The organism is Haliscomenobacter sp., from assembly GCF_965225875.1.
Taxonomy (GTDB): domain Bacteria; phylum Bacteroidota; class Bacteroidia; order Chitinophagales; family Saprospiraceae; genus Haliscomenobacter.
Genome location: NZ_CBDDBS010000003.1, coordinates 410,604 through 435,126 on the forward strand (window position 1 = coordinate 410,604; position 24,523 = coordinate 435,126).

Sequence of the window (24,523 nt, forward strand, 5' to 3'; positions counted from 1 at the left end):
TTTAATAAGGGTTAATGAATGCCGATCCGTTGTTGACTACCCCGATCACTTTACCTTTCAACTGCACGCCCATCAGGGGAGAGTTACTGGACTTGGAGCGAATGTGCGTTGGCCCGAAAGTCCATTGGTGATGAGGATGAAACACCGTTAAGTTGGCTTTTGCCCCCTCACGCACCGTAATTTCCTCCAAGTTGAAGATTCTGCGGGGATTGGCCGCAAGTTTTTCGACCAACTCAATTTGGGAAAGGACACCCTCTAAATGTGTATTGATTAAGGCATAAGTCGTTTCGAGGCCAATGGCCCCAAAATCGGCATATGGAAACTCCAGTTTTTTGGCTTCTTCTTCTAGTGGAATGTGGTTGGAACCGATTAGGTCAATGGTTCCATCTTTGAGACCCTGTTTGAGGGCTTCGATATCTTCACCGCTTCGCAAGGGGGGAAGCACTTTGAAATTGCTGTCAAATTCCACTAGGGAGCGATCGTCGTAAGCAAGGTTCAGCGCAGCTACTGAACAACTAATCTTGAGGCCCTTGGCTTTGGCTTGACGCACCAGATCCACCGCGAACTGTGAGGATAAATTGGCGAGGTGCAAACGGGAATCGGCGTATTGCGCCAGGTAAATGTCGCGCTGCACCATCAAGTCTTCGGCCAGGTTAGGGATACCCTTCATCCCGAGAGAAGTGCTGACAACGCCCTCATGCATTTGCCCTTCAAAAGCCAGCGTACGGTCCAAAGGTTGATTGATGACGATACCGTTAAAAGCCTTGACGTATTCCAGTGCCCGCAAAATCATACCGTTGTCGGCTACGGCATGGTTGCCATCCGAAAAAGCGATGGCTCCAGCGTGGTGCATATCGATCATCTCGGTGATGTCCTTGCCCTGGCATTTGCTGGTAATGGCTCCGATGGGAAGTATATCTACCAATTTGCCCCGACTGAATTGTTTGAGGTAGGCCACTTCGGTTTTCCCGTCTACTGCGGGTAGAGTATTGGGCTGAGCAGCGATGGTGGTGAATCCCCCAGCAGCAGCTGCAGCACTAACCGAGCGCAGGTCTTCCCGGTGTTCGTACCCGGGGTCGCCCACCTGGACTCCGATATCCACCCAACCTGGCGACACCTGAGCTCCTTCCATTTGAATAACCTGATCGGCATTGCGCTTGAGATCGGTGCCAATGGAAGTAATTTTATCACCTTCAATAAATAGATCAACAACCTTGCCGTGATAAGGGGAGTTGCTGTCGATTACGGTGGCTTTGCGGATTAAAAAATTCATTGCTAAATTTATACTTTCCAAAATCTCAGCAAAAGTATCTCAATCCCCAAAAAAAGCAAAGTCAAAATGATGCACCAACGCCATAATACGGTGCCCTGGTTGTTCTCTTCAATCTGGGCAGTCAAAACTGCCGTATCGAGTGCAGCAATCACATTGACATTTTCGCCAACTTTGGCGCTGAGTTCTTCGGGGCTAAAATATTGCAGGGCCGACTCGCGGCGGTTGTAATTGAATGCGTAACTGTGGTTGACCTGGCCAGGGTTGAGGAAAAGGTCATAAAAGCCGGATTTTTTGATCTGGTTGTTCATGGTTAAAAACACCTTGGCGCCCACTGCCCGTTGTTGTGGAATAAACTCTCCGGCTTCCCCTTTCATTTTGTATACGATCTCGGCACTGTTGGCCTGGTGGTCGGCTTCCAGCAATTCATCCCGGCCAATGATGTAGGCGATGCGTTGGTCGGTGCCTGCCGAAATCGCCATTTTGTACAACATCGGGATAAATACCTCACCACTGTTGACCAGGTTGTTGAATTCCTGGGCCAGTGGCGCCGCACACACGTACAAGTTTCCTTTGCCCTGCTTGTATTTGGACAAATAAGGACTGCCATCCCGGTAGGACAGGAGTTGCTCTTCGGCACGGGAATTGAAACGACCAAAGGTGAAATTGCCCTGGGTGGCGGGTAGGCGCAGATTCGCACTGCGGTTGAGGAAAACGTCTTTGAAGATGAATTCACCTTGATTGACCTCGCCTACATTTCTGTTGACTTGTTCAAAACTTTGAGGCGTATTGGCCGGGAAACTTTGCAAAAAGGCAGCATAAGTCCCCAGGTTAGCATTGCGCCCTGGGAAAACCAAAACGTTGCCCCCATTTTCAATGTATGTTTTTAATTCTGCAGCCATCCCTGAAGAGATGTTGCTTAGGTCGTTCAATACAATCAGCTGATAATCGACAAATTTGGAATAATCCAGGTTTTGGTTGTTTACATCGCTGAGTTTGAAATAGGGCAATCCATTGATAGCCGCTTGTAGGTAGCGATTGGGCGTTGCTTCATTGATGGCCAAGACCTTGATTTCATCCGCTACAAAAAAGCTAAAGAAGTACTGGTCATCAAACTGAATCGGATAGTCGGTCAGGGTTACCTCTGCCCGTTGCCAACCCGTACCGGAAATGGTAATGTTTACGGTGTCTACCCGATCTGCTCCAGCTCCGATGCTGAGCGAGCCCAAAGGTTTGATTTCATTGGCGTATTTGAGTGAAACCCGGGCATTTTCCACCGGGGTAGTGCTGTGGTTGTGGATTTTGACAAAAAGAGGGGTGGTTTGATTGGCCATCCGTACCGGCGCTTCAAACCAAACACTATCAATGCTCAGGTTTTTTTCCTGAACGGATTGCAATGGAATAAAATTAAGGGGCAAAAGGGTATCCTGATAGGTGGTCAGGTCCATTACACTGCGCTGAAAATCGGAAATGATGTAGGAAACCTCGTTATCTGATTTGGCCAATGAAAGGGCCTGTTTTTGCCTGGCCAATACTTTGGACATCAATTGTACCTCAGGGCCCAGTGCAATTTCATCAATCATCGCCAGAGCATCTTCCTTGTTCACCAGCCGCTGCTGCCGGCCACTGAACTCATTGCTCAGGATTTGGAAGCGATCCTCTGGTCCATGAGCAGTAACGATTTCCCGCGCCCGTTGTTTTGCTTTTTCCAGTAGGGGCACATCCTGGCTGGAAGCACTCATACTGAAGGAGTTGTCGATATACACACTGACCGCTTTGATGCCTTTCTTTACTGCCGTTTTTTGGGGAATAAAGGGCTGGGCAAAAGCAAATACCAAAAACAACAAGGCCAACAAACGCGCTGCCAAGACCAAAAAGTTGCGCAGTTTGGATCGCATGCTGGTTTCATCCTTCACCTCTCTCAAAAAGCGCACATTGGTGAAGTACACTTTTTTGAAACGCCGAAAATAAAATAGGTGCAAAATGACCGGGATGGCGAGGGTGGCAAGTGCCCATAAAAACGTCGGGTATAAAAACTGCATGGTCAGGATCGATTTACCAATTAACGTTGGTGTTGGATGGAAGGTTGTGTGGGGCGGGTTTCCTTCTAAACATTACGTTCGTCTCAGAACCCCCGACCCCTAAAGGGGAGTACGTTTTCGGTAAACTTAAGATGCTAATTCCTATTTTCAAAAAGATAGCATTAAGGATTAACGTAGAATGTACTCCCCTTTAGGGGTCGGGGGTTCTGAGGCTTTAGCACAATGTCCAAAGACAAACCCTAATCAAAAAAGACGCCTACCGCTTCCGTTTCTTCGGGTCTCTTCTATCGCTTGCCGTTGGCCGGGGCGCAGCTGGAGTAATTGGTTTCGGTTGCTGCGGCTTGGGTTCTGGCTTGGGTTCTTCAGCGGGTGGGTTCTTCAGGAATTTCCATAATCCTGTTCCTACAATCCCCAAGACCCCTACGAGAAGTGTTAGTGACGAAGCAGTGGAAATGGCCTTACCCTTGGCAAATGAGGCAGGTTCAAAACGGAATTCTATTTCGTGTTTGCCCGCAGGAATCCGCATACCTCGCAAAATATAGTTGACACGAATGTGTTCAGCAGCTTTGCCATCGATGTAGGCATTCCAGCCCTTGTTGGGGCCGTACCAAATCTCGGAAAATACTGCAAACTGCTCGCTAGGGCTATCACTCTGGTACTTGAGTTTTTCAGGATGGTAGCTGGTCAACTTGATGCTACCGCCCACCTTAGGATCAAAATTTTTGATGTAGGCATTGAACTCTTGGTGTACAATGGCCTGTGAGTCCGGCGAGAATGCACTCAGGGCAGCCAACTCAATGTTGTTCGATTCTGCGATCAGGAGGGTATCTACAAACCAGGCATTGCCCAATGCTCCAGGGTTGATCTGGGACATTGGCGTTTGTTGCCCTTCCGGGGTGAAAATGTAATATTTGGTATTGAGCATGTCCAATACCTTTTTATCACCCTGCGCCAGAAAACGCTCGATTACATCGTTGAAGCGTTGCATTTTGGCAGGGTTGTAACCACCGATGGTTTTGTGGAAATACGAAGTCATCGCCCACTGGAATGCATCGGGCTTGATTTCATGTACGCGGTAGTACAGGTCTTTTTCCTTGTTGATGATTTCGAGGTCGACCGGGCGAGGCTGGAAGTTGTTCTGGTAATCCGTTTTGGAAACAAAACTTTTTGGACTCACGTAGCGGCGGCCCACACCCCATACGTCAAAAATGGTCAGGATACCAATTCCCGCAATGGCGATGGTACTGCTGATTTTTTTGGTCACCAAGGCCCAAATCAGACCCGCACAAAGGGCGATCAGGAGAAAACTGCGCCAGGCATCGCCACTGAATAAAGCTTTGCGGTCAGCTACGATATCTGCTGCTACCAAACCACTGCTTGCCAACTGCGCGTCATTTGCGCCACTAAAGCTAAAAAAGCTACTGCCAATCAAGGCGAAAATCAAAGATAAGCCACCCGTCAGACCAGCGGCGATCCACAATTTAGTCAATAATTTTTTAGGTTCTTCATCAGATTTCAGCATCTGACCCAATGCTAAAAAGCCTAGCATAGGAACCAAAAATGCGGTCACACTCAGAACCGAGCTTGGCGCCCGGAAGGAATTAAACAATGGAAGGTTGTCAAACAGGAATTTATTAAGCCCGCCATCGTGTTTGCCCAGAGAGAGGATCATGGTAAAAATGACGCCAAAACCCAGCCACCATTTTACTGGCCCCTTAACGGTCAATAAGCCAAATGCGAACAGAAACAAAGCAATCGCGCCCAAGTATCCTGGGCCACTGGTGAAGGGCAGACCACCCCAGTACATCGGTAATTCTATATCGGTTGGACCTTGATAACCCCGAGCCAATAAGGAAGTCATCGTTTTTGAATCAGCTCCAATTGGCTCGGCATTACTACCTCCCGCTGCTCGGGGAATGAGGGTGGCTAGCAAGTCGATGGTGGTATTGCTCCATTGCGTAGCGTAATCAAATCCTAAACCTTCTGATACCGGGTTTTGAGCTTCAGGAGTTCCAGGTACAGGTGCCTGAATTTTTTTGCCCCGCATGGTGGATTCCTTGTATTCCAGCGTAGTAAGCAGGTTCGAAGCCCCCGTACCGACACCGATCAAACCCGATACAATAATGAAGAAAGCAGCCTTGGCAAAGTGTACAATTTCACCCTTACGAATGGAATCGACCAATTGAGCTACGCCAAAGGCCAGCATAGTCAGAATCAGGTAATAGGTCATTTGCACGTGGTTCACCCACAGCTGCAAGGCCGAACCTATGCCAAAAAGCAAGGCCCCGGCCAGGTATTTTTTATCTCGAAAGGCCAGCAATAAACCTGCTGCCAGCAACGGCATGTAGGCGATGGCCCCCAATTTTGAGGTGTGTCCGGCTTCAAAAAGCACCAGGTTGTTGGTGGTCAGACCAAAAGCAATGGCCCCAATGACGCCCACCCAACGGTTAACCCCCAAAACCACCATCAATATGTAAAAGGCCAACATCGCTGAAATAAAACGGCCAATGGGCCGGGGAATATACAATTGCAGCAAGTTGTCATACAAACCCGTTTGGTTGCCATCGCGTACGCTGGCGATCTGGTAAGTGGGCATCCCGCCAAACATGTTGTTGGTCCACAAGGGCATCCGACCTTCTTTGACTTTGTAGTCGTTCATTTCTTTCATCATGGCCGTAACCTGGGTGATGTCACTCTGGTTCATAACTTTACCAGAGAGTTGCGGCGCAAAATAAAAGGCCGATACACCGGCGAAAATGGCGATGGCGATCAGGTGAGGAATGAGTTGTTTAATCAGGTGGTTCATGAAAATGTTAATTTAAAACTGGCCAATGAGCAATAAGACCTTCAGTTCATAAAGTCCATTAATTGGCTCAAAAATCCACATCTACATCGTATGGATAGGTGATCAAATATTTGATTGCTTTATCGATATTGTACCCCTCAAAAACGATGTTGTACAACATCTGTGTGATGGGCAGGCGCAATTTATAATAATTTGCCAAATGCCAGGTAATTTTCAGGGTACGAACACCTTCCGCCAATTCGGGCATTGTGGCCTGAATATCCTGCATTTTTTCCCCCTGGCCGAGCCGAAATCCAAAGGTATAGTTCCGGCTGCTTTTGCTGGTAGCGGTAGCCACCAGGTCGCCGATGCCCGCGGTGCCGTAAAATGCGGAGTTGGTCGTGCCCATTGCCTGGCCAAATCGTACCATTTCCATCAGCCCGCGGGTGATGAGCATGGCCTGCAGGTTTTTGCCCAAACCCCGCCCGCGCAGGATACCTGAACCAATGGCGATCACATTTTTCAAAGCCCCGGCCAATTCAGCCCCGAGGATGTCGTTGTTGCCAAAAACGTGGAAAGCATCGGAAGAAAGCACTTTTTTACCCAGCTCAATGACTTCTTCGTATACGCTCCCAATTACGGTGGCAGTGGGCTGGCCTTCCAGAATTTCGGTAGCCAGGTTGGGCCCGGATAGGCAGCCGACCCGGCGCACCACGGTTTCCTGGGTAATCACCTGGCTCATGGTGCTCACATGCTGAGGTTCCAGCAGCCCTTCATCCATTTGTTCGGGAGTGATGCCTTGAATGTCAAAACCTTTGGTGCCGTGGATGAGGATATGGTAAGGGCGCAAATGTGGCCCGATGCGTTGCATGGTGCTGCGAAAACCATCAGAGGGGACAACCGGAAAAATCAGGGTGCATTTTTCAGCAAGTTCCTGAACATTATTGATGGCATTGATGCGCGGCGACAGCTTGAGGCCAAAATTCGAACGCTCGCGGTTGATGCGTTCAACCGTTTCTGGATTTCTACTGAACAACAATACATCTACCCGACGGGATAAGAGATTGGCTATGGCGGTTCCAAAGGTACCCGCACCAATTACCCCAACTGTCTGCTGAAAATCTGGCATCCGCTCTTTTTCAATTTGCCGTAAAAGTAAGTGTAATGGTTGGATTGATGCAAAAAAGAGTGGGGGAGTTTGAGGGTGGGTGGAAAAAAGTTTTCTTTGTGGAATGAATCTGACAACTAATGGAAAAATAACCAGGCAAAAGGTGAAAATTCACTACATAGTATGAAAACATTAAGGCTATTAGACGGCTATGGATTTAATGCAATCGCTAATCTTGATCAATACGATTCATTTGTTGCTAAAAACTGGGATTTTGATTTGTTGAAAAAACATTTCTTACAACAAATGAGCTTAAATCGAATCTTGATTTGGACTACAACACCAAGCGGAGGAACCTGGCAAATAAATTTAGTTGATGAAAAATCGGATGAAATTCCTTTTCGGGAAATTAGGGGAGTCATAGAGGTAAGCAACAAACGTTTGTATTTGTGCAATTATGAAACCCTTACCATGGCCGCCCAGTTTGAAACTGTGCAGTTGCCTGAACCTTACCTTAGTTCATTATTCATTGAAATGGAAAATGGTAAGTATGGGGTGACAATCCGGCAAATGAATGATCTCGGAAATTGTGTTACTGAAGATACTAGGATTGATTTTGAGCTGGTTTTTCAAAAGATCAAAAAGTTCCCGGAGATTTATCACAATCAATTCAGTAATATTATTTGGTGGGAAGACTAGTTGTTACCTGTATTATTTTTCTTCAAATTTTATTCATTCCATTCGTTACCAACCATTTCCTGGAATAGTCTAAAAACAAAAATTCAATTGTAAACGTTGCAGAATGAGAAAACAAGGGTAAATGAATTGGCGACTACATAGATATAATTTCGAAGTGCCTAAAATGGGGCCCTGGACGCAGCGCTTGATGTTGAGCAGTGTGCTGGTGGCCGGCCTGTTTGGTTTGTCTACCCGCAAGACAGATGGTCCTGCTTCTCCCAGCCAACCTGCCGATGGTCCTGGTGGTGCCAACTACCTGTACGCAGAAGTCATCATGCAGGACTCAGCCAGTGAGACAGATGGTTACTGGCTGTTTGAACCCGCCAGCCCCAAGCCGGATTCTGCCCGTGTCATTGTATTCATGCACGGTTATGGGGCTTTGAATCCAATGGCCTATGGTGGCTGGATCAAACATCTGGTGCGCAAAGGCAATATCGTCATTTATCCTCGGTTTCAACGGGACATGTGGCTAACTCCCACCGAACAATTCCCGGCCAATGCCGCCAAAGGCATACGTGATGCGCTAAAAGCCCTCAAAACTGGCGACCATGTTCGACCTCTTGATGGCCCCCTGATTATGCTGGGACATTCCTATGGCGCTGCTACGGCTGCCTATCTGGCCGTGAAGTACAAACAATACGGCATCCCGCAACCAAAGGGCCTCCTGCTTTGTGCCCCTGGTACTGGCCCGATGAATGGTGCCAAACTGGACGATTACAGCAAGATGCCTGCTGATACCAAACTGCTCATTGTCAATAGCAATGATGACCAGGTCGTGAAGGAAAAGTTTCAACGTACTATCTTTAATACGGCTGTCAATACACCTAAGCGCAACTTCTTAAAACTATATGCCGATGAATACGGGACTCCAGGAGTGAAGGCGCACCACAATGCCTGTTACAGTCTGGATGTATCGTTCGATAATGGCATCCGCAATCCAACCATTTACCGCAGCTACCTCGTTGGACAAACCAATGCGGTGGATTATTATGGCTTTTGGAAATGGGGTGATGCTTTGATCGATTGTGTGCGGGCGGGGGAAAACTGTGAATTTGTGTTCGGGAATACCCTCCAGCAAAAATCTTTGGGGACCTGGGCGGATGGGAAGAAGATTAAGGAGTTAGAGGTTTGGTTGCCCTAAGGTGTCCCTTTAGTGTCTCAGGTTTCTAAGGTGGTGAGAAACATCCTCTTCGCGCTTGCGCGCAAGAGTTTATTTGAACCACCTTAGAAACCTGAGGCACTAAAGAAACACTTCAGAAGATTTGCACCTAAAACCTAATGAGAATACCATGAATAAGCTGGTCCTCCGTTTTTGGTCAGTTGTCAAGACTCTGGCTTTTGTTTTCCTCATTACTCCCGTTTTCTCCCAAAATTTGGACGCCATTGAAAAAGACCTGGTGGAAGCATTTGCTCCCATTTCTTCCTTTTTTAGAATAGATTATGACTCCGTACAATATTATTTCCAGCGTTTTGATCAAAAAATAAGCGCCTACCTCGAAAAATATCCGGCGACCTTCAAACATCCCTTTACCCAACTAAAAGAGCATTGCTTCATCACCACGGCCGCAGATGGTTTATTGCGCATCTACAGTTGGGATACCTGGTTGGGCGGAACTGCCCATATCTTCAAAAGCATTGCCCAGTTTCAATCGGGAGAGACTATTTTTTTGGAGGAAATTGGTGGCATGGGCTTTTTTTCAGAAATATACACGTTAAAAACGCCGCAAAAAACTTATTACCTCGCCGTCAGCCATGGGATTTTTTCTACTGCTGATGCGGGGCAATCCATCGAGGCATTTTCCATCGTACAAAATCAACTTCAGCCCGTGGAGTTATTCAATACCAAAGGAAAAATGAGTACCAGTATTTCCTTTGAGTTCGATTTTTTCAGCGTAGTTGAGCACCCCGAACGGCCACTAAAGTTGATCAAATACGATGAGCAGAAGAAAATAATTTCTATACCTATGATTGCGAAGAATGGGGCGGTTACGGAACTTTTTACACGATATCGGTTTAATGGTAAGTATTTTGAGGCATTGGAAAGAAAATAACAACCAATGGTACGTCAAATAATCTTGACCATATTACTCTTAAATGCCCAGATATGTTTTGCCAATATGGCCTCGCCTATCACTAAAGGCACCAGTAGTGGCAGTGCTTTTTCGAGCCGGGACATCGATATCTTATCTGAAACTATCCACATTAAGGTGAGCCCTGATTTTAAAACAGCCAGCTTCAAAGTTGACTACCGTATTCAATGTAAAGCAGATGGTCGGCAAATTCCACTCCTTTTTTTGGCACAGCAATACAGCGGCGATTTCAAAGTAAGGGTTGATGGGCAGCATGTAAATGTGCAAGATGTACCAGCAAAATATGATTTTAGTCAAGGATCTCCATTTTTTCAATTTAGTCAGGCTTTCCCTGATCGTATTTCTCATGGTGAAGCTGCAACAACAATCATTCACTGGGATGAACAGAGTGGATCACTTTATCAACTTCGCGATTTAAAATATTTTGAAACATCACTTCGCAAAGGTGTTCACCAAATTCAGGTCGAATACATCGCCAGCACATGGGTCGACCGTTCCGCTTGGGTAAAAGTATACAGCTTGCCTTATGCACTTATGCCTGCGAAATATTGGAATTCATTTGGGACATTAACCATAGCGCTAGATGCTTCGGGTTTTTCAAAGGTATTGCAGAGCAATCTTGGCAAGCCTCAACGTGGTAGGATGGATGCCATCGCCTATTGGTCATTTGACAAGTTACCTTTAGACTATTTGCAGATTTCCTACACGCCAGAAATTAGCAATGTATTGGCCAAAATCTTGATTCAGCTTACTCCTGATTGTTTGAGCCTGTTTCTTGGGTTGCTTTTAATGATTTTACACTTGTTTTGGTTGATTCGTCATAAAAGAGTGAACCCTGGACAGCGTATGAATAGGCATTTGCTGCTGGGAAGCATTATTGTGCCCTTCCTTGGAATCCTATGCTATCTCTATTCGTTTGAACTAATTGATCAGCTGATTGGCCCGGAAGCTAGCCGTTTTCATGGGTATACGTTTTTAGTGTGGGTGATTTATCCTGTTCTGGTATTGGGCTATTGGTTGATTTGCAATGCTTTTTTATTGCTTTTTGCAAAAAAGGGGGAAGTTAAACAATGATAGCAATCACCCCCGCCGAAACGCTTTCGGAGACTTCCCCGTTACGGCCTTAAACACCCGCGAAAAATACGCCGGATCCTTGTAATTCAGCGAATACGCAATCTCTGAAATGCTATACTCAGTATGCAACAAATGTTTCTCAGCCTCCAGTACAAAAAACTGTTGGACCACTTGCGAAGCCGTTTGCCCAGCTACTTGTTTACAAATCCGGTTGAGGTGCACATCCGTGATTCGCAAGTCCCGGGCGTATTCCTGAATGGATTTTTGAGGCGAGCGGGATTGGCGGATGTTTTGCCGAAAGGCATTGTAATAATCGGCACTACGTGAGCCATTGGCCTCTTTTGGACCCGCACTAGAGCTATACATGCGAAAAACCTCTGTCAATAAGAGGGTTAGGTAACTTTGCAGTACCAGTTTTTTTTCTGGCAATTCGTGGACCAACTCGGTGTACAATTGCTGAATGAGTTGGGTGATGTGTTTGAATCGATCAGCGTCTGCCTCTGCCTGCAAGACCAATACTTGATTGAGTGCCAGCGGAATTTGTGGGGACTTGTAAAAAATGGTTTCGATAAAATCTTGTGAAAGGGTCAGCACCATTCCTTGCACATCCGAACTCAAAACAAAACCATGGAGGGTGTTTTCGGGTAAAATCAAAAGACAAGCCTCCCGAAGCTCTACCAATTGATTTTGAAGTTGCAATTGTACAAATCCACTCTCAAACAAAAACACCTGGAATAAATGTGCGTGGCGATGCATATCGATGCGCCAATCATACTTTTTGCTGCGGTATTCAATGGTTTCACAATGCATAAAATTGGGCAAGGCGAAATCACGTTGTTCGCCGTACAAGCCATAGAGTTGCTTTTGTGTTGGCATTCATGTTTGATTTGTACAAAAAAATGGCTCAAAAGCACAAATATAGAGCACTTCTCCATTGTAAGCGAAGCATTAATTTTGTAGTTGAAAACTATTTCAAAAAACTCCTCATTTCGGTTACCATTGGGGTTTTGAAATAGCTTCTAGTTAACGCCTACATCACATGCATCACCACACCCGAATCGGCATCATCGGCGCCGGGCCTGCTGGCCTTACCCTTGCCCTCTTGCTGCAACGCAGCGGCATTCCTTGTGTCATTTTGGAAAACCGCAGCCGCGGCTACGTGGAAAACCGCGTCCGGGCTGGTTTGTTGGAGCAAAACACGGTAGATCTCTTGAGGGACTTGGGTGCTGCCGATCGCCTGAATTTGGAAGGCCTGGAACACCATGGTGTTATCCTGTCGTTTAATGGCCAACGCATCCGGGTGCCTTTTGATGAATTGACCGGAGGCCGTGGAATTACGATTTATGGCCAGCAAGAAGTGGTTAAAGACCTGATCGCCACTGCACTCAGTCGGGGCATTGACATTCTTTTTGAAGCCGATGCGACCCTGATTGAAGGCATTGAAAGCGAGCAAGCTACCATTCATTTTAGCCAAAATGGGTCAACTCATACCTTGTCTTGTGATTTTGTGGCGGGTTGTGACGGTTTCCACGGCCTCTCGCGCAAAACCATGCCCGCTGATTCCTACCGCGAATTCCGCATCGAATATCCTTTTAGTTGGCTGGGCATTTTGGCAAATGTTGCTCCTTCCTCCGATGAATTGATTTACGCTTATCACGAGCGGGGTTTTGCGCTGCACAGTTTGCGCTCTTCTTCAGTAAGCCGTTTGTACATTCAGGTCGACAACGAGGATAAAATTGAAGATTGGTCGGATGAGCGCATCTGGGAAGAATTGTCGATCCGCCTGGGTACGGAGGGTTGGAGCCTGGAACGCGGCCCGATTTTTGAAAAATCCATCACCCCCATGCGCAGCTTTATGATCGACAACATGCAACACGGGCGGCTTTTTTTGGCGGGTGATGCAGCGCATATTGTGCCTCCCACAGGCGGGAAGGGTTTGAACCTGGCCGTGGCAGATATTCGCTGGCTGGCGGATGCCTTGATCCATTTTTTTGAAACCGGTCAGACTGATTTATTAGAGCAATATTCCAGCAACTGCTTGCGAAGAATCTGGCGTGCTCAGGACTTCTCCAACTTCATGACCTATCTCTTCCACAAACAAGCCGAACATGGTTCTTTTGAAAACCTGCTACAAAAGGCTAAATTTGACTACATCGGCATTTCGAAGGCGCAAGCCACCACGATTGCCGAGAATTATGTAGGCCTAAAGCATGTTTAAAATACCATCAACCTATGCAATGGATCACCCTCAACAACATTCCCATTCACTACAAGCACCAAGACCAGCAACAGGCTCGCACCTTTGTATTTGTCAACTCCCTGGGCACCGATTTCCGGATTTGGGACAAAGTAGTGGAAGAACTCAAGCCTTACGGCAATATCCTGCGTTTTGACAAACCGGGGCATGGACTTTCCGGCCTGCCCGATCGCGATTTCCAAATCAAAGACTACGCCGAGCTCACCCTGGCCCTGATGGATGCGCTGCAAATTGAAAAAGCGGTTTACATCGGCTTATCCATCGGCGGGGTCATCGGCCAATACCTCGGGGTACATCACCCTGAACGTTTTGAAAAGCTGATCCTGAGCAATACCGCACCCAAAATTGGCACCCAGGAATCCTGGAATACCCGCATCGAAAAAGTGCAACAAGAAGGCATTGTCAGCATTGCCGACATGGTGATGAAGGTCTGGTTTTCGGAGGCATTTCACCAGGAAAGACCTGCGGAATTGTACGGCTGTCGCAGCATGTTGATTCATTCGCCGCTGGAAGGATATCTAATGGCTTGCATAGCAATCCGCGACAATGACCTGACTCAGGACATTCCCAAGATTGAACTTCCCTGTCTTTGTATTGGGGGCGGAGCGGATGGTTCAACCCCGCCAGCCCTGGTAGAAAGTATGGCTCAGGCTATTCCCGGTGCCGATTTTGTACTCATTCCAGAAGCAGGACATATCCCCTGCGTAGAATCTCCGCAGCGGATGGCCACTGTCATCCTGGATTTTGTGATCTACAGCGAAGTCAAATCCTTGTACGAAAAAGGCATGCTGACCCGTCGCGCTGTCCTGGGCGATGCCCACGTTGATCGTGCCGAAGCCAACAAAACGGCCTTTGACCGCGATTTTCAGGAGTACATCACCAACAACGCTTGGGGTGCCATTTGGTCACGCCCGGGTCTGAGCAAACGGGAGCGGAGCATGCTCACCATTGCTGTACTGGCGACCTTGGGGCATGAAGAAGAACTGGCCATGCATTTTCGGGCCACGACCAATACGGGAGCAACTTTGGAAGACATCAAAGAAACTTTGTTACACATCGCTGTATATGCTGGCGTGCCCGTCAGCAATACCGCCATCAGAATCGCCAAAGGTGTTTTTGGGGACAAAATTTTGTAAATTATACATTCATGGGAAATCCGTAGGGGCAACCCTATGTGGTTGCCCCATAAATGCAAATGAAATAGTTATGGAAAACAAACGAGATTGGAGCGTTCATCCGCCATATTTATCTCCAGGTTACAAATCCACGGTGCTGCGGGCACCAAGCAAGCCCTTGATCCCGATCAAACATACCCTTTCTGAACTAGGAGGTCCTGTGTTTGGCATGGATAGCATCGGTGCGCTGGACAACGACCTCACCAAAAACGGGATCAAAAATGCGGAACCACTCGGCGAACGTATCGTTGTAGCCGGGCGGGTCATTGATGAACTGGGGCAACCCGTGCGCAATACCCTGGTAGAGGTTTGGCAAGCCAACGCTGCCGGGCGCTACATCCACAAAGTAGACCAACATGCTGCCCCTATTGACCCCAATTTTCTGGGCGGCGGGCGTTGTTTGACCGACGATGAAGGCTACTACAAGTTTTACACCATCAAGCCCGGTGCTTATCCCTGGGGCAATCACCCCAATGCCTGGCGGCCCAATCACATCCACTTTTCCTTGTTTGGGCGCAACATCACCAATCGCCTGGTAACTCAGATGTATTTTCCCGGTGATCCCCTTTTGCAATACGACCCAATTTATCTGGGGGTGCCGGAAAAAAGTCGGGAACTGCTGATTTCCAAGTTTATGCTGGATTTGACTGAGCCTGATTTTGCCCTCGGGTATCAATTCGACATTGTGCTGCGCGGTCACAATGAAACACCCTTTGAAAACAAATAACCATGGCCTTACAAACACCTTCTCAAACCGTAGGGCCCTACTTCGCCTATGGCCTTACTGCCGCACAATACGGCTATGATTTTGACCAGATAGCCAATGATGTGCTAGTCGCTGATGATGTACCGGGTGATCGGATTCACATCGTAGGTCGGGTATTTGATGGAAAAAATGAGGTCATTCCAGACGCTATGATCGAAGTGTGGCAACCCGATATCAAAGCCTTTGGCCGCATAGGAACGGGTACTGATCCCAAAAATCGCTTCCACTTTGAGACGATAAAACCTCAAAGTGTGGATGATCAAGCACCACATCTGGCAGTGATTGTACTGATGCGGGGCCTACTGGTGCATGCCTATACCCGCATTTACTTCTCGGATGAAGCGGCAACAAATGCCCAGGATACCGTGTTGAATAGCGTGCCTGCAGAACGCCGTGATACGCTCATTGCGCAGAAGCAAATCGTCAACGGACGTACTGAATACCATTTTGATGTACACATGCAAGGCGAGGCAGAAACAGTCTTTTTTGATGTGTAGTAGTGCAAATTTACCACGACGAGCATTTATTAGGCGAAGCTGCTTTATGATTTAAGTGTTGAACATACCTAAGTTTACGTCCATGAAATCAGTCCCACAAATCACCCCCCAACAAGCTGCCGCACTCGTCAAAGACGGCGACACCATCCTCGGTGGAGGTTTCGGAATGACCGGCAACCCTGTCCACCTGCTGCATGCTCTGGCGGAAACGACCACCAAAAATCTCACCTTCATCGGCAACAACGTTGGTGAGCCAGGCCTCGGGGGTGGACGTTTACTCCGCAATGGCCAAATCCGCAAAATGATCGGTTCCTTTTTTACTTCCAACCCTGATGCTGTAAAGGCTGCACAATCGGGTGAAGTGGAATATGAGCTTCTGCCCCAAGGCACCTTGGCCGAAGCCATTCGGGCGGGTGGCGCAGGTATTGGAGGTTTTTACACCCCTAGTTCGGCTGGAACATTGATTGCCCAGGGGCGACCAACTATGGTGATCAATGGGGTGGAACAAGTTTTTATCCCTGGCATCAGAGCCAATGTCGCCTTTATTCGTGCCTGGAAAGCGGATACGGCGGGCAACCTCACCTACCGCATGACCGAACAGAACTTCAACCGCGCCATGGCCACCGCTGCAGATATCGTTATCGCCGAAGTGGAAGAAATCGTGCCCGTTGGAGCCATCGATCCCAATTTTATCCATACTCCGGGTTGTTTTGTAGATTACCTGGTGCAAGCCAATCTTTCACTGGAATTGCTTGGCTCCTCAGCCTCGGTTGGTGCGGCCAAAAAAGTGAGCGAAAGCCGCATGAACATGGCCAAACGCGCTTTTGCTGAGTTGCAAAAAGGGGATGTGGTCAACCTTGGCATTGGTATTCCCACCCTGGTTGCCGACCTGATCAGGCCTGAACATGGCATCATCCTGCATACTGAAAACGGAATGTTGGGTGTTGGGCCTTCACCTGCCGATGGTGGTGGTGCGCTGGATTATCCGGTGAATGCGGGAAAAATTCCGGTAACTGCGCTACCTGGCAGTAGCTATTTCGATAGCGCCGATAGTTTCGCCATGATTCGTGGCGGGCATGTCGATGTAGCCATTATGGGCGGTTTGGAGGTGGATGAAAAAGGCAACCTGGCCAACTGGGCCGTACCTGGTAAACCACTGCTGGGGGTTGGTGGGGCCATGGATTTGGCTTCAGGTGCCAAAAAACTAATTGTCACGCTAACTCATGCCGACCCGGATGGAACCTCCAAAATTGTGCCGGAATGTACTTTGCCACTTACTGCCATCGGGGTAGTGGATGTGGTGATTACGGAATTGGCGGTGTTTAAATACCTGGAAGGTCAGCTGACTTTGGTCGAATTGATGCCGGGGGCGAGTTTGGAGGAGGTGAGAGCGAAGACGCAGGCGAAATTTGTGGAGAAATTGAGCTAGGTCTCCAATTTTATCATGTGAAATAACTAAAAATAGATTTTTTGATAATAAAATTTGCATTTTAGGTGAAAAAATCACGTAATTGCAGAAAAAATCATTATGCTTATCACTTTTCGCGTAGCTAATTTTCTTTCTTTTAATGCAGAAGAAGAGTTCTCCATGCTGGCTGGAAAAGTGCGTAAGCCTGTCCGGCCAGCAGTGACGATTGGGACTGGGGTAGACGTATTGAAAATGGCTGTGGTGTACGGTGCGAACGCTTCGGGGAAGTCTAATTTGGTGAGGAGTATTGATTTTGCTAAGAAAGTGATTGTAAATGGGGTTAAAAATGTTGTTTCATTTGAGGATCATTTTCGCTTGGAGAAAGGCAATTATAATCAACCTACTAAATTCGAGTTTGAGTTTAAATTGGGGGATAAGTGTTATGCATATGGCTACGTTTTACAGTTGAACACCAAAATCATTATTGAAGAATGGTTGTACGAGCTAAAGAAAACAACACAAAAGCCAATTTTTGAAAGAACAATTGATTCTTCAGGAATCTCAGTTTTTAAAAGCAAGCCTACTTTATCAGGAGAAAACGAGACTCGTTTTTCAATTTATACAGAAGACCTTCAAAACCATGAATTGCTATTGAGTACTCTAGGGAACAAACAATGGCCTGACAAGTCGTATTTTTTGACTTTCACTTCAATTCTCAAATGGTTTAAACAATCATTAATCGTTTTTTATACTGATACGAAGATCAATCCATATGCGTTTATCGAATCTACTATGCCTGGATTAACAGGAAAAGAATTTATGAGTGAAATGCTGCAACAATTAGGAACTGGAATAGACGCTATTGAGTTAATTGCAGAAGATGCTGAACAGATTATTAATGAACTTCCACATGATCAGCGACAAAGGATAATTGATCGGATAACAAAAGGAGAGAACCCTTATTTAGTTCGTGGAAGGAAGCGTTATATTTTTTCTAAAGAACCTAAAAAAGGTGAAATCATTGTATCAAGGGTAATAACTAAACATGGCGCAAAGGGCGGAGTATCAGACGAGCAATTTGATTATGAAGATGAATCTGATGGTACTAAGCGATTATTCGATTTCATACCTTTGCTTAGAGTATTGACTGTACCCGGTAATCCAGTAACAGTTATTCTCGATGAAATTGACCGCAGTTTACACCCTGAATTGCTGCACAAATTAATAGCCTACTACTTGTCTTTTTCAAAGGATTCAAGCAGCCAACTCATCGTCACAACCCACGAATCCAGTCTCCTTGATCTCAGCCTCCTACGCCGGGATGAAGTCTGGTTCGTAGAAAAAAACAAACAGGGAGAATCCCATCTGTATTCCCTCGAAGAATTTCAACCGCGGTTTGATAAAGAAATTCGCAAAGCCTACTTGCAAGGCAGATATGGTGCCATTCCTTTTATCTCCGATGTGCAACAGCTAAACTGGGAGACCGCCAATGCCGAGGGATAAAAAAGGACTAAACCGCAAAAGTGGTGGGCAACGCAAAGACCCCACTACTTTTTTCGTCATTGCCTCGGAAGGCCGAGAAAGTGAGCCGCAATACTTTGCACATGTGGCCGATTATATCAATACCAAGTCACTAGGGCGTTTGATCAAAATAGAAGCCCTGCGTAGAGGAGACAATGCCAGTGATTTTCGCCGGGTCTTGTCAATGCTGGATGAATACAAGAAAAAATATAAACTTAGTGACAAGGATCAATTGTGGTGTTTGGTGGACGCAGACAAATGGCCAGAGAAGAACATGGCTGAAGCACAGCGGCTCTGTAAACAAAAAGAGTATGAATTTTGTATGACCAACCCCTGTTTTGAGCTTTGGCTTTTGCTGCACCATCTGGATTTTAAGACTCTTGATGAGGCTGCAAAAAATGATTTATTGAAAAATACCAAGGCTAGCTCTTCCAAAAATCATCTTGAGCAAGTGCTCCATGCAATACTTAAAAAAGAGTTTGGTGAAGGTTACCGAAAAGGGGTAATTTCAAAAATACACCTTGAGAAAATACCTTTCGCCCTTCAGCAAGCCTTTGAGTTAGAATTGGAGAAAAACCACTGGACTTTTGATTCTTTGTGCACTCGAATCCACGTTCTCCTCCAACAAATTTTCCAATCTGAACCCCCAGATTATCCATTACCCGAATAACCAACTCATGCAAACCTACCTAATCGACGGCATTCGTACCCCCATCGGCAGCTTCGGGGGCACCTTATCCACAGTAAGAGCGGATGATTTAGCTGCCCATGTACTGGCCGAACTAGTCAAACGCAACCCACAACTCGACCCCGCCAGCATCACCGATGTCATCCTCGGTTGTGTCAATCAAGCAGGCGACGACAACCGCAACGTAGCCCGTATGGCGCTACTGTTGGCTGGACTACCCTTCAGCGTACCCGGGGAGACCGTAAACCGGCTCTGTGCCTCTGGCATGGCGGCAATTGTCAATTCTCATCGCGCCATTGCTATCGGCGATGGTGACGTATATCTGGCTGGTGGAGTGGAGCACATGACCCGCGGGCCATACGTGATTTCGAAAAGCGCCAAACCCTTTGGCACCGATGCCCAGATGTACGACTCCAGTTTTGGCTGGCGCTTCATCAACTCCCGCATGCAAACGATGTACGGCACCGATGCTATGGGAATCACTGCTGAAAACCTGGTTGAAATCCACAAGATCAGCCGGGAAGCTCAGGACCAATTTGCCTACAACTCCCAAATGAAAGCAGCCAAAGCGCAGGCTGCGGGCCGTTTTGCCGAAGAAATTATCCCGGTTCCAATCAGCATTGGCAAGGGCGATACTCAATTGTTTGCTCAGGATGAATTCATCAAAGGAGGAACAACTGTAGAAAAACTCGCTCAATTGCGCCCTGCCTTCAAAAAAGAGGGCGGCTCGGTCACTGCGGGTAATTCCTCCGGATTGAACGATGGGGCCATTGCGGTCATGTTGGCTTCGGAAAAGGCGGTTAAAGAACAAGGATTTGTGCCTAAAACCCGCATTGTTGCTTCGGCAGTAGTGGGTGTAGAGCCGCGTATCATGGGCATTGGCCCGGTACCTGCTACACAAAAAGCGCTGCAAAAGGCTGGCTTGAGTTTGAAAGATATCGATATCATTGAGCTCAACGAAGCCTTTGCGGCACAATCACTGGCTTGTATTCGCAGTTTGGGCCTTGAAGACGATGATCCACGGATTAACCCGAATGGCGGTGCTATTGCTTTGGGACATCCGCTGGGGATGTCGGGAGCTCGAATCACCTATAGCGCTGCGTTGGAATTGCAAAAGCAACAAAAACGGTATGCGTTGGCGACAATGTGTATTGGAGTAGGGCAGGGGTATGCAGTGATTTTGGAAAGAGTATAAAATTAAGTTGAGAGGTTGAGGAGTTGAGAAGTTTGGCTACCGCGAGCGCACCTCAACTCCTCAACTCCTCAACTCCTCAACTTTTATCATGGAATCATTATTCGAAGCTCTTTTTTACAAAGCGGAAGTCAATGCCTTGTTCGGCGCTGAAGCCTACCTCAGTGCCATGCTGCGCTTTGAAGCCGCCTTGGCCCAGGCTCAAGCCGAGCAAGGAATGATTCCACAAGTCGCTGCTGACAGCATCAGCCGCTGTTGTACCCTGGATCACATCGATATCCCCAGCCTGATCCCTGCCATTGGTCTGGCCGGCAATCCCAATATTCCGCTTGTCAAACAGCTTACCGCAGCGGTCAAACAACTAGACTCTGAAGCATCCAAATATGTCCATCTGGGTGCTACCAGCCAGGATGTCATTGATACTGCTTTAATGATACAAGTCAAAGCGGCTTTGATTTTGATCCAAAAAGACCTGGAACAACTCTTAAACCAGTTACACCAACTAGCCGAAACCCACCGCCATAGCATCATGGCTGGGCGCTCCTTTTTGCAACATGCACGGCCCATCACTTTTGGCTATAAGGTCGCGACTTGGATGGACGGTTTAATTCGTTCTTTCCAGCGAATTGACCAGGTTTTGAAGCAAAACTTGGTTCTACAATTTGGCGGAGCCGTAGGGACTTTGGCTGGTTTTGGGGATAGAGCATTGCCCGTTGCCAGTTCTTTAGCCCAAAAACTGGATTTGACTTTGCCACCCATATCCTGGCATACCCAACGCGACCGTTTGGTTGAAATTGCCAGCTCCCTGGGTATATTGACAGGTAACCTGGGCAAAATGGCCAAAGACATTAGCCTTCTCATGCAAACTGAAGTGGCTGAAGTATTCGAACCCAGCGGCGTAGGCAAAGGAGGCTCATCCACCATGCCCCACAAGCGCAATCCGGTGGGTTGTGTAGCCATTTTAGCTGCTGCTCAGCGCAGTCCAGGTTTACTTTCCACCTTGTTTCAGTCCTTGCCCCAAGATCACGAGCGGGCCACGGGGCAGTGGCATGCTGAATGGCTACCTTTGATTGAATTGTGCAAAATAACGGCAGGTGCTTTGCAACAAGCACTGCATATGACCAATGGTTTGGAAGTGGATACCCAGCGCATGTTGTGGAACATAGAGTTGACCAATGGTTTGATTTATGCTGAAAACCTATCTTTGGCATTGGCTGAAAAAATGGGAAAAGCGGTCGCGCACGAGCACGTTGAAGGCTTGTGCAAGCAGGTTGCGTCAACACAAGCGCACCTAAAATCACTTGCTAGTGCCGATCCAATTGTCTCCAAATACCTAAACAGCTCAGGCATTGACCAATTGTTCAATCCCGCCAATTCCCTGGGGGACTGTGATCGTTTGATCGATGCTGTTTTGACTTTATTGCCACAAAGACTCTGAGCTATGAAGCAACTCAAGGCTACTTTTTAAAAATAAAATATACCGACAGCACCAAAAAGGCAAAACCAATGATGTGGTTTACCCGAAAAGTTTCGGTTTTGAATACCAACAAGGTGAATATTGAAAAGACCACCAAGGTGATGACCTCCTGAATGACTTTCAACTCGATCAGCGAAAATGGCCCACCGTAGTTTTTAAAACCTATCCGGTTTGCCGGAACCTGAAAACAATACTCCAGCAAGGCAATGCCCCAACTGATGAAAATAATGGCAACTACTCCTAACTGGCTAAACCCCCTTCATCTGATTGAATTTAAGGTGGCCGTACCAGGCTAGGGTCATAAAGGTGTTGGAAAGAAGCAAAAGCAGGATGGTGTAAACAGCCTTCATTGGTGCATTTTTGGTTCAAGAAAGCGATAAATGTACAAAACCTTACTCATGACCACTCAATTGGATCAGCTGTCTTTTTCCAGGTTTCATCTCGATGATTTTGAGGAATATCTAAGCTGGTTTGCTGACCCAGAACTCGACCAAAATCTAGGCCCGATGGAAGCAAATGACCCATGGCTGGACTATGTAATGAGCGACCAACAGGGAACGGATTTTGCTGTTTATAGGGATGGTGAAATGGTTGCTGAAATAGGGATACAATTCCCCAACGAGGATAACTTCGCTTATTACATTACCAACCTGGCTGTAAAACCAGAACTACGTGGACAAGGAATTGGCTCAATGGTATTGTCAGCAATCACTATATTGTATCCACTTCAAAAAGGAGAGTTATGGCGTTGTTTTGTTCATGAAAACAACCATAAAGCGCGGCTTTTTTTGGAGAAAAACAAATGGAAATGCCAACACGAAATCCCTGATGAAGAGGGTTTTTTCGAATTCGTTTACATCCCCTAAATTTCATCTGCCAATGCATTCAACTGCTCATCCAACCATGCTCGGCTGAAGACATCGTTTGTTTTGATCATTGTTTCCCGGATTCGATTCAGTTCCAGTCGAGCTTTATCTGCTGATAAATAATCCAGTCGGGAGCGCAAGTGCGCTGCTTTGCGCGTGAGCCGGAAGAGGTTGTAGTACCCCTTACGGAAGTTCTCCGACATGGTTTTATCCCGCATCAACAACTGCCGGAAGGACTCGGTGAGCGAAAACAAGGGGTCGTATTCTTCCAGTTCGTAATAGGTTTGCAGCAGCATGGTTTTGGCCCCCAGGTTATAGCGCAAATCGCGGTATTCTACCTCCCGCAGCAGCAACATTGCCTCTTGTGGTTGCTTCAGACTCAGGTGATAACTCGCTAGATTGAAACGGTAGGCATTGTCCTTGAACTCTGGCGCCAACTTATCTTTGTAATCCTCAATGAACTTTCTGACCCATTCGTGTTGTTTGAGCCGCAATCCCGCCGCTACGATGTTTTTGTAATTCCACTCCAACATTACGCCTTCCTCCAACAATAAACCCTGATCCAGTTGATATTGGTACAAACCAAATAAATTATCCAAAAAGGCCTGATCACCTTGATTGATACGAATTAGACAGTAATTTTTGAATTGGTTGTACAAATCGCTGACTTCTACCCGTGAAAAAGATTTTTCCCATTTTTGAAAAACACCTAAAGCTTGTTGGTAAAAGTCCGGGTCATTCCCCGTTAACATGCGGTAAATCATGTAGTGGGTAATGGTCTGGGGAACTTGCTGGTATTTTTCGATATTTTCCTCAACCTCATGCAAGACCGCCTCTAAAAGGCGCGGAGGTTGTTCGTCGCGCTTCATCTCCTGGCGAAAAATAGCTTCACATGCGTCTTTCAATTTTTGAGTGAGGTAAAATTCATCCAGTTCTTCCTGCTTTTTTCGAAAAGAACCCTCAAATTCAGGCTTGTTGGACTGTGACCAATACCGCTCACCCTCGCCCGCCAGCAGGTAACGCATCAGGGTTTGATCAGCCCCCAGACAGGGCGCTGGCTCCGGCTTTTCTTTTAATTCGCTGAACAACCGTTCAAAGGGACCAAAGGCTTGCTGTGCCCTTAATTGACGCAAGTAAAGGTATTGCTGGAAATAAGTGTCTTCTTTGAATTCTTCGTAGGCCCAGAACTGCTCCAACAATCTTTGGGTATAGGTTAGTACCGGAGCCAGTTGTTTTTCATTATATTTACCGCTGTCAAAAACTGATTTATAGAGTAGTTCCTTTTTACACTTTTTTTCGTCTAATCGAGGATAAACCTCAGAAAGGTACGCCACCAGTCGCCGTACTTCCTCGTGTTTATTGAGGTAGGGAGAAAAGACAAACTCCTTAAAGCGGGTCATCTCTTTGCGGGACAATTTTTCCAGGTTGCGGATTAATTTGTTACTGCTCACAAAAAATCAATTTTTGACAATGTTTTTTTGTCAATAAATTGCTGATTGACAAAAAAATACACTGTAAATTCGGCTCAATGATCTTGAATTTTTTCCAAAATTCCAACGATTATGTCAG

The 24,523-nt window shown here is 46.8% G+C and carries 20 protein-coding genes and 1 pseudogene; 14 read left to right on the forward strand and 7 right to left on the reverse strand.

All coding sequences use genetic code 11. From position 1 onward, the window contains the following. Position 1: 1 nt before the first annotated feature. The 4 genes from ACO08K_RS22230 to ACO08K_RS22245 all read right to left on the reverse strand — a co-directional run bounded on the left by ACO08K_RS22230 (position 2) and on the right by ACO08K_RS22245 (position 7,226). On the reverse strand, positions 2 to 1,273 hold the full coding sequence (locus tag ACO08K_RS22230) for a dihydroorotase (RefSeq protein WP_421798670.1): 1,272 nt from the start codon (positions 1,271 to 1,273) through the stop codon (positions 2 to 4). Positions 1,274 to 1,281: 8 nt separating this feature from the next. After that, a complete protein-coding gene (locus ACO08K_RS22235; protein ID WP_421798671.1) occupies positions 1,282 to 3,312 on the reverse strand; it encodes a BatA domain-containing protein in 2,031 nt (676 codons plus the stop codon). Positions 3,313 to 3,568: 256 nt separating this feature from the next. Next, the gene (locus tag ACO08K_RS22240; RefSeq protein ID WP_421798672.1) at positions 3,569 to 6,118 is read right to left on the reverse strand and encodes a YfhO family protein; all 2,550 of its coding nucleotides are present in this window, start codon (positions 6,116 to 6,118) and stop codon (positions 3,569 to 3,571) included. Between the two features lie 67 nt (positions 6,119 to 6,185). Then, positions 6,186 to 7,226, reverse strand: a complete 1,041-nt coding sequence (locus ACO08K_RS22245; protein ID WP_421798673.1) for an NAD(P)H-dependent glycerol-3-phosphate dehydrogenase — start codon at positions 7,224 to 7,226, stop codon at positions 6,186 to 6,188. 162 nt (positions 7,227 to 7,388) lie between these two features. On the opposite strand from ACO08K_RS22245, the gene ACO08K_RS22250 reads away from it, so the two are divergent. The 4 genes from ACO08K_RS22250 to ACO08K_RS22265 all read left to right on the forward strand — a co-directional run bounded on the left by ACO08K_RS22250 (position 7,389) and on the right by ACO08K_RS22265 (position 11,107). Further along, positions 7,389 to 7,904, forward strand: a complete 516-nt coding sequence (locus ACO08K_RS22250) for a hypothetical protein (RefSeq protein WP_421798674.1) — start codon at positions 7,389 to 7,391, stop codon at positions 7,902 to 7,904. A 121-nt stretch (positions 7,905 to 8,025) separates the two neighbouring features. Then, positions 8,026 to 9,084 (forward strand): alpha/beta hydrolase, encoded by a 1,059-nt coding sequence (locus tag ACO08K_RS22255; RefSeq protein WP_421798675.1) that lies wholly within the window; start codon positions 8,026 to 8,028, stop codon positions 9,082 to 9,084. A gap of 148 nt (positions 9,085 to 9,232) precedes the next feature. Continuing rightward, the gene (locus ACO08K_RS22260) at positions 9,233 to 9,994 is read left to right on the forward strand and encodes a hypothetical protein (protein WP_421798676.1); all 762 of its coding nucleotides are present in this window, start codon (positions 9,233 to 9,235) and stop codon (positions 9,992 to 9,994) included. Between the two features lie 6 nt (positions 9,995 to 10,000). Beyond that, positions 10,001 to 11,107, forward strand: coding sequence for a hypothetical protein (locus ACO08K_RS22265; protein WP_421798677.1), 1,107 nt, complete (start codon positions 10,001 to 10,003; stop codon positions 11,105 to 11,107). A 6-nt stretch (positions 11,108 to 11,113) separates the two neighbouring features. Here ACO08K_RS22265 and ACO08K_RS22270 read toward each other — a convergent pair whose 3' ends face one another. After that, the gene (locus tag ACO08K_RS22270; RefSeq protein ID WP_421798678.1) at positions 11,114 to 11,983 is read right to left on the reverse strand and encodes a helix-turn-helix domain-containing protein; all 870 of its coding nucleotides are present in this window, start codon (positions 11,981 to 11,983) and stop codon (positions 11,114 to 11,116) included. A gap of 163 nt (positions 11,984 to 12,146) precedes the next feature. Between ACO08K_RS22270 and ACO08K_RS22275 the strand changes: the two genes are divergently transcribed. From ACO08K_RS22275 to pcaB, 9 genes are all read left to right on the forward strand, one after another. Then, positions 12,147 to 13,325 carry a 4-hydroxybenzoate 3-monooxygenase gene (locus ACO08K_RS22275; RefSeq protein WP_421798679.1) on the forward strand — a complete coding sequence of 393 codons (1,179 nt, stop codon included), beginning with the start codon at positions 12,147 to 12,149 and terminating at the stop codon, positions 13,323 to 13,325. A gap of 14 nt (positions 13,326 to 13,339) precedes the next feature. Further along, the gene (gene pcaD / locus ACO08K_RS22280; protein ID WP_421798680.1) at positions 13,340 to 14,500 is read left to right on the forward strand and encodes a 3-oxoadipate enol-lactonase; all 1,161 of its coding nucleotides are present in this window, start codon (positions 13,340 to 13,342) and stop codon (positions 14,498 to 14,500) included. Between the two features lie 70 nt (positions 14,501 to 14,570). Next, the gene (gene pcaH, locus ACO08K_RS22285) at positions 14,571 to 15,266 is read left to right on the forward strand and encodes a protocatechuate 3,4-dioxygenase subunit beta (RefSeq protein WP_421798681.1); all 696 of its coding nucleotides are present in this window, start codon (positions 14,571 to 14,573) and stop codon (positions 15,264 to 15,266) included. Between the two features lie 2 nt (positions 15,267 to 15,268). Next, complete coding sequence (locus ACO08K_RS22290) at positions 15,269 to 15,802, forward strand: protocatechuate 3,4-dioxygenase subunit alpha (RefSeq protein WP_421798682.1); 534 nt, start codon at positions 15,269 to 15,271, stop codon at positions 15,800 to 15,802. A gap of 82 nt (positions 15,803 to 15,884) precedes the next feature. Further along, complete coding sequence (locus ACO08K_RS22295; RefSeq protein WP_421798683.1) at positions 15,885 to 17,231, forward strand: 3-oxoacid CoA-transferase; 1,347 nt, start codon at positions 15,885 to 15,887, stop codon at positions 17,229 to 17,231. A 99-nt stretch (positions 17,232 to 17,330) separates the two neighbouring features. Beyond that, entirely contained in the window at positions 17,331 to 18,713 is a 1,383-nt protein-coding gene (locus tag ACO08K_RS22300; protein ID WP_421798684.1) for an AAA family ATPase, read from the forward strand. After that, complete coding sequence (locus ACO08K_RS22305; protein WP_421798685.1) at positions 18,700 to 19,401, forward strand: RloB family protein; 702 nt, start codon at positions 18,700 to 18,702, stop codon at positions 19,399 to 19,401. The genes ACO08K_RS22300 and ACO08K_RS22305 overlap by 14 nt, the downstream gene beginning before the upstream one ends. Positions 19,402 to 19,408: 7 nt before the next feature. Next, positions 19,409 to 20,614, forward strand: coding sequence for an acetyl-CoA C-acyltransferase (locus tag ACO08K_RS22310; RefSeq protein WP_421798686.1), 1,206 nt, complete (start codon positions 19,409 to 19,411; stop codon positions 20,612 to 20,614). 88 nt (positions 20,615 to 20,702) lie between these two features. Next, positions 20,703 to 22,049: a 3-carboxy-cis,cis-muconate cycloisomerase gene (pcaB, locus tag ACO08K_RS22315; RefSeq protein WP_421798687.1), complete on the forward strand. Its 1,347-nt coding sequence runs from the start codon at positions 20,703 to 20,705 to the stop codon at positions 22,047 to 22,049. 19 nt (positions 22,050 to 22,068) lie between these two features. On the opposite strand, the pseudogene ACO08K_RS22320 reads toward pcaB, so the two are convergent. Continuing rightward, a pseudogene (locus tag ACO08K_RS22320) lies at positions 22,069 to 22,438 on the reverse strand (DMT family protein). Positions 22,439 to 22,486: 48 nt separating this feature from the next. On the opposite strand from ACO08K_RS22320, the gene ACO08K_RS22325 reads away from it, so the two are divergent. Further along, on the forward strand, positions 22,487 to 22,954 hold the full coding sequence (locus ACO08K_RS22325) for a GNAT family N-acetyltransferase (protein ID WP_421798688.1): 468 nt from the start codon (positions 22,487 to 22,489) through the stop codon (positions 22,952 to 22,954). Here the strand turns inward: ACO08K_RS22325 and ACO08K_RS22330 are convergent. Then, positions 22,951 to 24,405 carry a hypothetical protein gene (locus ACO08K_RS22330; protein ID WP_421798689.1) on the reverse strand — a complete coding sequence of 485 codons (1,455 nt, stop codon included), beginning with the start codon at positions 24,403 to 24,405 and terminating at the stop codon, positions 22,951 to 22,953. The genes ACO08K_RS22325 and ACO08K_RS22330 overlap by 4 nt on opposite strands. Positions 24,406 to 24,523 lie beyond the last annotated feature (118 nt).